Source organism: Leptolyngbya sp. AN10 (genome assembly GCF_050565645.1).
GTDB lineage: Bacteria > Cyanobacteriota > Cyanobacteriia > Leptolyngbyales > Leptolyngbyaceae > Leptolyngbya.
The window spans coordinates 1-5,505 of the sequence record NZ_JBNXVP010000089.1; the positions used below are offsets into that span (position 1 = coordinate 1).

General features: G+C 49.6%; 5 protein-coding genes and 3 pseudogenes. 4 read left to right on the forward strand and 4 right to left on the reverse strand.

All coding sequences use genetic code 11. The annotated features are described in order from the left end of the window. A pseudogene (locus tag ACQ4M5_RS41475) lies at positions 1–746 on the forward strand (IS982 family transposase); the annotation flags it as partial. A gap of 84 nt (positions 747–830) precedes the next feature. Continuing rightward, positions 831–1,163, forward strand: coding sequence for a HepT-like ribonuclease domain-containing protein (locus ACQ4M5_RS41480; RefSeq protein WP_430681649.1), 333 nt, complete (start codon positions 831–833; stop codon positions 1,161–1,163). 188 nt (positions 1,164–1,351) lie between these two features. Here the strand turns inward: ACQ4M5_RS41480 and ACQ4M5_RS41485 are convergent, their stop codons facing one another. The 4 genes and pseudogenes from ACQ4M5_RS41485 to ACQ4M5_RS41500 all read right to left on the reverse strand — a co-directional run. Beyond that, on the reverse strand, positions 1,352–1,666 hold the full coding sequence (locus tag ACQ4M5_RS41485; RefSeq protein WP_430681650.1) for a ParA family protein: 315 nt from the start codon (positions 1,664–1,666) through the stop codon (positions 1,352–1,354). A 106-nt stretch (positions 1,667–1,772) separates the two neighbouring features. Beyond that, on the reverse strand, positions 1,773–2,483 hold the full coding sequence (locus ACQ4M5_RS41490; protein WP_430681651.1) for a hypothetical protein: 711 nt from the start codon (positions 2,481–2,483) through the stop codon (positions 1,773–1,775). A gap of 96 nt (positions 2,484–2,579) precedes the next feature. After that, complete coding sequence (locus ACQ4M5_RS41495) at positions 2,580–2,849, reverse strand: hypothetical protein (RefSeq protein ID WP_430681652.1); 270 nt, start codon at positions 2,847–2,849, stop codon at positions 2,580–2,582. A gap of 69 nt (positions 2,850–2,918) precedes the next feature. After that, positions 2,919–3,335 (reverse strand): annotated as a pseudogene (locus ACQ4M5_RS41500) (transposase); the annotation flags it as partial. Positions 3,336–3,692: 357 nt separating this feature from the next. Between ACQ4M5_RS41500 and istA the strand changes: the two are divergent. Next, positions 3,693–5,184, forward strand: a pseudogene (gene istA / locus ACQ4M5_RS41505) (IS21 family transposase); the annotation flags it as partial. A 76-nt stretch (positions 5,185–5,260) separates the two neighbouring features. After that, the coding region (locus tag ACQ4M5_RS41510; RefSeq protein WP_430681653.1) for an ATP-binding protein at positions 5,261–5,505 on the forward strand (245 nt) is incomplete at its 3' end.

The following is a 5,505-nucleotide window of genomic DNA, read 5'->3' on the forward strand; positions in this document are numbered from 1 at the left end:
GATGAGCGATGCGGAGGTGATCACCACTGCCCTGGTTGCTGCCCGATTTTTCGGCGGCAATCATTGCCTGTCTCAGCAGTATCTCAAAGAGCAAGGGTTGATCCCGAAGATGTTGGACAAGTCGCGGTTCAATCGTCGCTTGCATCGCTTGTTTCTGCCGTTACTGGATGTGTTTGACTATTTGGGCAGTGTTCTCAAGTCGATCAATCCAACCACTGAATACTTGTTGGATTCATGCCCCAGTTCCCATCTGCGATAACATTCGGATTCCACAAGTTCGATTAGTCCGATCTGAAGATTATCGCGGCTATATTGCCTCCAAAAAACGCTATTTCTATGGCATTCGCGTTCAACTGCTTGCCACAAGTGCGGGCGTTCCGGTTGAGTTCGCCTTTCTTCCTGGTGAAGCCAACGATGTGCGCGGACTGAATGCCTTGCCGTTATCGCTACCTGAGAATGCTGAGGTCTACGGCGATGCCGCTTACACCGACTATCAAGCTGAAGATGCCTTGCGTGACACCGATGGCATTGTTTTACAGATTGCTCGCAAGCGCAATTCCACTCGTCCCGATTCACCAGCTTTGGCGTACATCAAACAAATGACTCGCCATCCGATTGAAACGGTTTTCAGCCAAATCACACTGCGCTTTCCCAAGTCGATTCATGCCGTGACGCTGGATGGATTTCTGCTCAAACTGGCGACTTTCATCTTCACCGTGACACTTGACTCTGCTTTCATTTCCTAGCACGTACAGAGCCACTTAGTAGAGCAGAAGCGCAGCGATGGCTGCGCCGTTTCTCTGCGCTCATCCATACAATGCTTCTCTGGCTTGCCTAACCCGCAACTTGGGTTATTAGACATTCTCAATTCGGCACAGCTTGCCATCGAATTTGTTGCCGAGATGAATCAGCAAGAATTTGAAGTCGATCGTAAAACTCAATCAGCCGTTTTGTACCAAATCGCGATTTTGGGCGAAGCCGTAAAACGCCTTTCTCCAGAATTTCGCAGCCAACATCCTGATATTCCTTGGTCAGCAATGGCTGGAATGCGAGACAAACTGATCCACGATTACGAAGGCGTTGATGTTGAACGAGTTTGGCTTACACTCCAATCCAGCATTCCTGCCCTGTTGCAATCAATTACTCCTCTTCTCCCAGACTAATGGAATTTCGTATTGCCGACACCTTCACCGACAGCCTCAGTAAACTCACCGGACAAGAGCAAAAAGCCTTCAAAACCACCGCATTTGATCTGCAACTCAATCCGGCAAGTCCCGGAATGCGATTTCATAAGCTCGATCGCTGCAAAGATCCAAACTTTTGGTCGGTTAGCGTCAATATGGACATTCGCTTAATCATTCACCGCACCGACACCAGTCTGCTTCTTTGCTATGTCGATCATCACGATGCCGCCTACGCTTGGGCAAATCGCCGCAGAATCGAGCAGCATCCCAAAACTGGAGCCGCCCAGCTTATCAGCATCGGTCACGAGAAAAGGGACGCGATCGCCTCCGCGACCAGCCCATGAAAATGCTGATCTATTGACATCCCCATCGCCCAAAACCACGCGGGTCGCACCACGCTTTGCCGCTAGATATGCCGCGATGTGAATCGAGGTTGTGGTCTTTCCCACTCCTCCCTTAAAGCTTGCCACTGTAATAATCATGAGCCGATTTTATGCGAGGATCGGCACAAAACTTACATCAGATTAAGCAGAATTTTGCAAGAAAGTTCGTGTCGCAGCTCATGGCACAGATAGACAAAAATCTTTCCTAAGCCTGAATAAGATAGTCAAAATTGCCATCTCCCGCGTGTTCACGCAGCGTGGCAATAATTCGCGTTGGCTGATCGCGGGGACCGCTGACATAAAAAGGCTTGCCATCTCGACCAAAGACGATCGACTGATCCATCTGGCTAGAAGTGCCCAGATGAGTCTTGGCGGTTTCAAAATCTGGATGCGGTGAAAATCCTAAACCTGCCGCGTAAGCGACCGATCCCCAAATAATATTCTGTGCCTGCTCCAAAGAGATTTCGCGTGCATCTTGCTCAAATCCAGCGTAGGACTGCTGAACAAGATGATCATATTTACGCTGGTCGAACTTGCGCGGACCGAAGCAATTCTTCACCCCCAAACACCAATAATCTATGAGGTAACTGCCCACTAGCAAAACGTTACGATCCAGTCGCGTCACAAAAATCTGCGCCAGTCCATTTCCGGTCAGATCGTCTGTAGCTTCAGACCGACTAAATTTCTCCGATCGCGGACTGTCTAACAGAACTTGAGCCGCGCCTTCATTAATTAAGCAATGTCGTAAAGGTTGTAAATCTCCCCGCTCCGTCCGTTCTTGCGTGACCTGTTCAGCCTGGGCTTGAAGAATCGCGCTCACCTCACTAGGGCGGAGTCCCAATTGACGAGCGATCTGTTTGGGTGACAACTTGCGATCGCGGAGTCGAAGAATGTCTTGCTGATAATCGGATGACATAGCTTTTCAACACGGAGACACTGATCCCATTGTACGGCGATCGTAAAACTCTTAATTCTGGCTTGTTGAGACGCTACAAACAGAAATTTCTTGAGGCTATTTCTTACCTTTTTTGGACTGTTTGGAAAACAGATCTTTCTGAAAGCCCTCCACCGCGAAATGAATGGGATAACCAAGTAACTCACGAAAACGTTTTGTGATTTTGCTCTTTTTGTATGAGTTTGCAACAGCGACCTGACTCTTCAGAAAGTTTGCTAACTGTTTGACGGTTAGAACCCGAACATAGTCCATGTCATCTGGTGCGAGTTTTCGCTTGATGTATTGATAGACCAAAGGAACACCACCATAAGGCGCAACCGTAAACAAAAATACGTGATCAGTTTTATATTTTCTTCGGGCAGCTTGAGATATTGTCAAATGTGGTGTATTTGAGAACTAAGCCGCATCTTTCTTGTTTAAATGATCGCGTTCCTCTTCAATGCGAATTCCATCTGTAAATTTGCCTCCTTCAATCACCTCCGCCAGTCGATTAAATTTCTGAATTCTGAGCCATCGCTTTTGGGCGCTCTGCACCAATTTGAACACCAGGGACAAAATGCTCGACTGTGAGACACAACCTCTCGTTTTGTCGGTTCTGAGGCGCACGGTTGCAAAGGTCGATTCGATGGGATTCGAGGGGCGAATGTGCATCCAATGCTCTGCCGGGAAATCGTAAAAGGCAAGCAAGGCAGACCGGTCTTTGCTGAGGCATTCTACTGTTTTTGGATACTTGGTTTCGTAAGTCTTGATGAATCGGTCGAAAGCAGTTTCAGCATCAGCTTTGGTCGCAGCGAGATAGATATCTCTGAGTGCCTGGTTGACTGACAAAACTGGAGGAGAGGAGCAAAATCCCGTAATCTAGTGGATTACCACATCAAACTAAATTACTGCTATGGAAAATGCTCCTCGCCTCTATGATGCCGTGTTTAGCATGTTGGGTCAACACCGCCACTGGCGGGATGTACGCCATCTCAAAACCTTGGTATGGCGCGACAATAGTATTGGCTCAACCGACAATTACGTTGCCCACCCTAAACTTTCCAAATAAGAGATCAGCTTCTCATTTGGAAACCGGATCAGATTGCAAGGTTCGATTCATCGATTCTGATCAAACGAAACCCTCAAAGAAAAGACACTAGGATACGTCCCAACTGCAAATCAAGACTCCTAGTGCCTGCATCAATAAAATATCAACAGGTTCAACTGTACATGAACACGAAGGAAAAGGGGCAATCCCAACAAACCGCGTCCGCCAAAGCCGGAATTTCACGGCGCACGGCAAGCCGCATTGACAATGGAACACATCGACCGAAACGGGGAAGACCGAGAGATTGGAAGACTCGCCCCTGTCCACTCGATGGACATTGGGAGGCAACTCTGCTGCCGATGTTAGAGCGCGAACCGCGCCTTGCTCCCATCACCTTGTTTGAAACGCTGCAAGAGCTACATCCGGGACAATATGACGACAAGATCAGAACCGTAGAACGACGGGTGAAAGACTGGAAAGCTCAACACGGGCAACCGAAAGAAGTGATGTTCAAGATTCAGCATGAACCGGGAGTCATGGGACTGTCTGACTTTACGCACCTCAAGGGTGTAACCGTAACCGTGAAAGGGCAGGCGTTTCAGCACATTTTGTATCACTACCGACTGGCGTTTAGTGGCTGGCAATATGTCCAGGTAATTCAAGGCGGGGAGAGCTTTGTCGGCTTATCCCAAGGCTTACAGAATGCGCTGTTTGCTTGTGGAGGAGTGCCCAAGCAGCATCGCACCGATAGCCTCAGTGCGGCATATCGCAATACCGGAGGACGCAATCCACAATTGACGCGAATGTACGCCGCGATCTGTGACCACTACCGAATGCAACCGACTCGAAATAACCCAGGGGTCGCACACGAAAATGGCTCCATCGAGTCGTCGCATGGCTACTTCAAACGCCGATTGTGTCAGGCGTTGTACCGTCGAGGCAGCTTTGATTTTGAGACAGTTGCTCAGTATCAAGCCTTCATCGAATCGGTCATCGCAAAGCTCAATGCGAAGTGCGCTCAGAAGTTTGAACTAGAACGTTCGACCCTGCAAAGCTTACCGCACTATCGCACTGCCGATTATGAGATTTTAAGTCACCGGGTCAGTGTCCATAGTACTATCAGTGTGCGCTGCATCCTCTACAGTGTCCCGTCTCGCTTAATCGGGCAGCAACTGACACTGCATCTCTATCATGACCGGATTGTCGGCTTTGTCGGCACGACTCAAGTTGTGGAACTGCCTCGTCTTCATGTGCATGGCAGTGCAACGATTCGACGGGCACGCTGTATCAACTATCGGCATATCGTCGAAAGTCTGCGTCGAAAACCCAGAGCATTTCTGCACTGCCAGTGGCAGGAAGACTTACTGCCGGATGCGGACTGGCGCGATCTGTGGCAGCAGATGAAAGGCTGCACTGATCCCGATACTGCCGCTCGTTGGATGGTCGAATCGCTCTACATTGCAGCGACTCAAGACCGAGAGGTAGACGTGGCGAACTATCTCAAAACCGAACTGGCAGCAGGCACGTTCACCCTCCATCGTCTCCAACATCAATTCAACCTCATGAAAACCTTACCTGTCCCTGAAGTGACTTCAGTGCAACACGAACTATCGAGCTATGACCAACTCTTCCAACCCCAACCACCCGCTCCAGTTGAGTCCCTACGAGACGCTAACAACCATACTCAAACGCCTCAAGCGAGCGCCACTTCCTGTCGGATTGGCAAACGGTCGAACATCGAGCCACCCAGGAAAATTGGAGCTACGCTCAATTCCTCCTAGCCTTGGCGGAAGGGGAAGCCAGTCGTCGCGACCCAGCTCGGATTGCCCGCGCGCTCAGCGAAGCGCAATTGCCCTGCGGAAAATCCTGGTCTAATTTTGAGTTCTCCCATGTGTCCAGTCTCAATCCAGCCGTGGTGATGCAATTTGCCCAATCGACAAGCTGGTTGCAGACTGC

Excerpts from the sequence above, each read along its gene's own strand:
- ACQ4M5_RS41485 (WP_430681650.1), bottom strand. The coding sequence starts at position 1,666 with ATGATTATTACAGTGGCAAGCTTTAAGGGAGGAGTGGGAAAGACCACA.
- ACQ4M5_RS41490 (WP_430681651.1), bottom strand. The coding sequence starts at position 2,483 with ATGTCATCCGATTATCAGCAAGACATTCTTCGACTCCGCGATCGCAAG.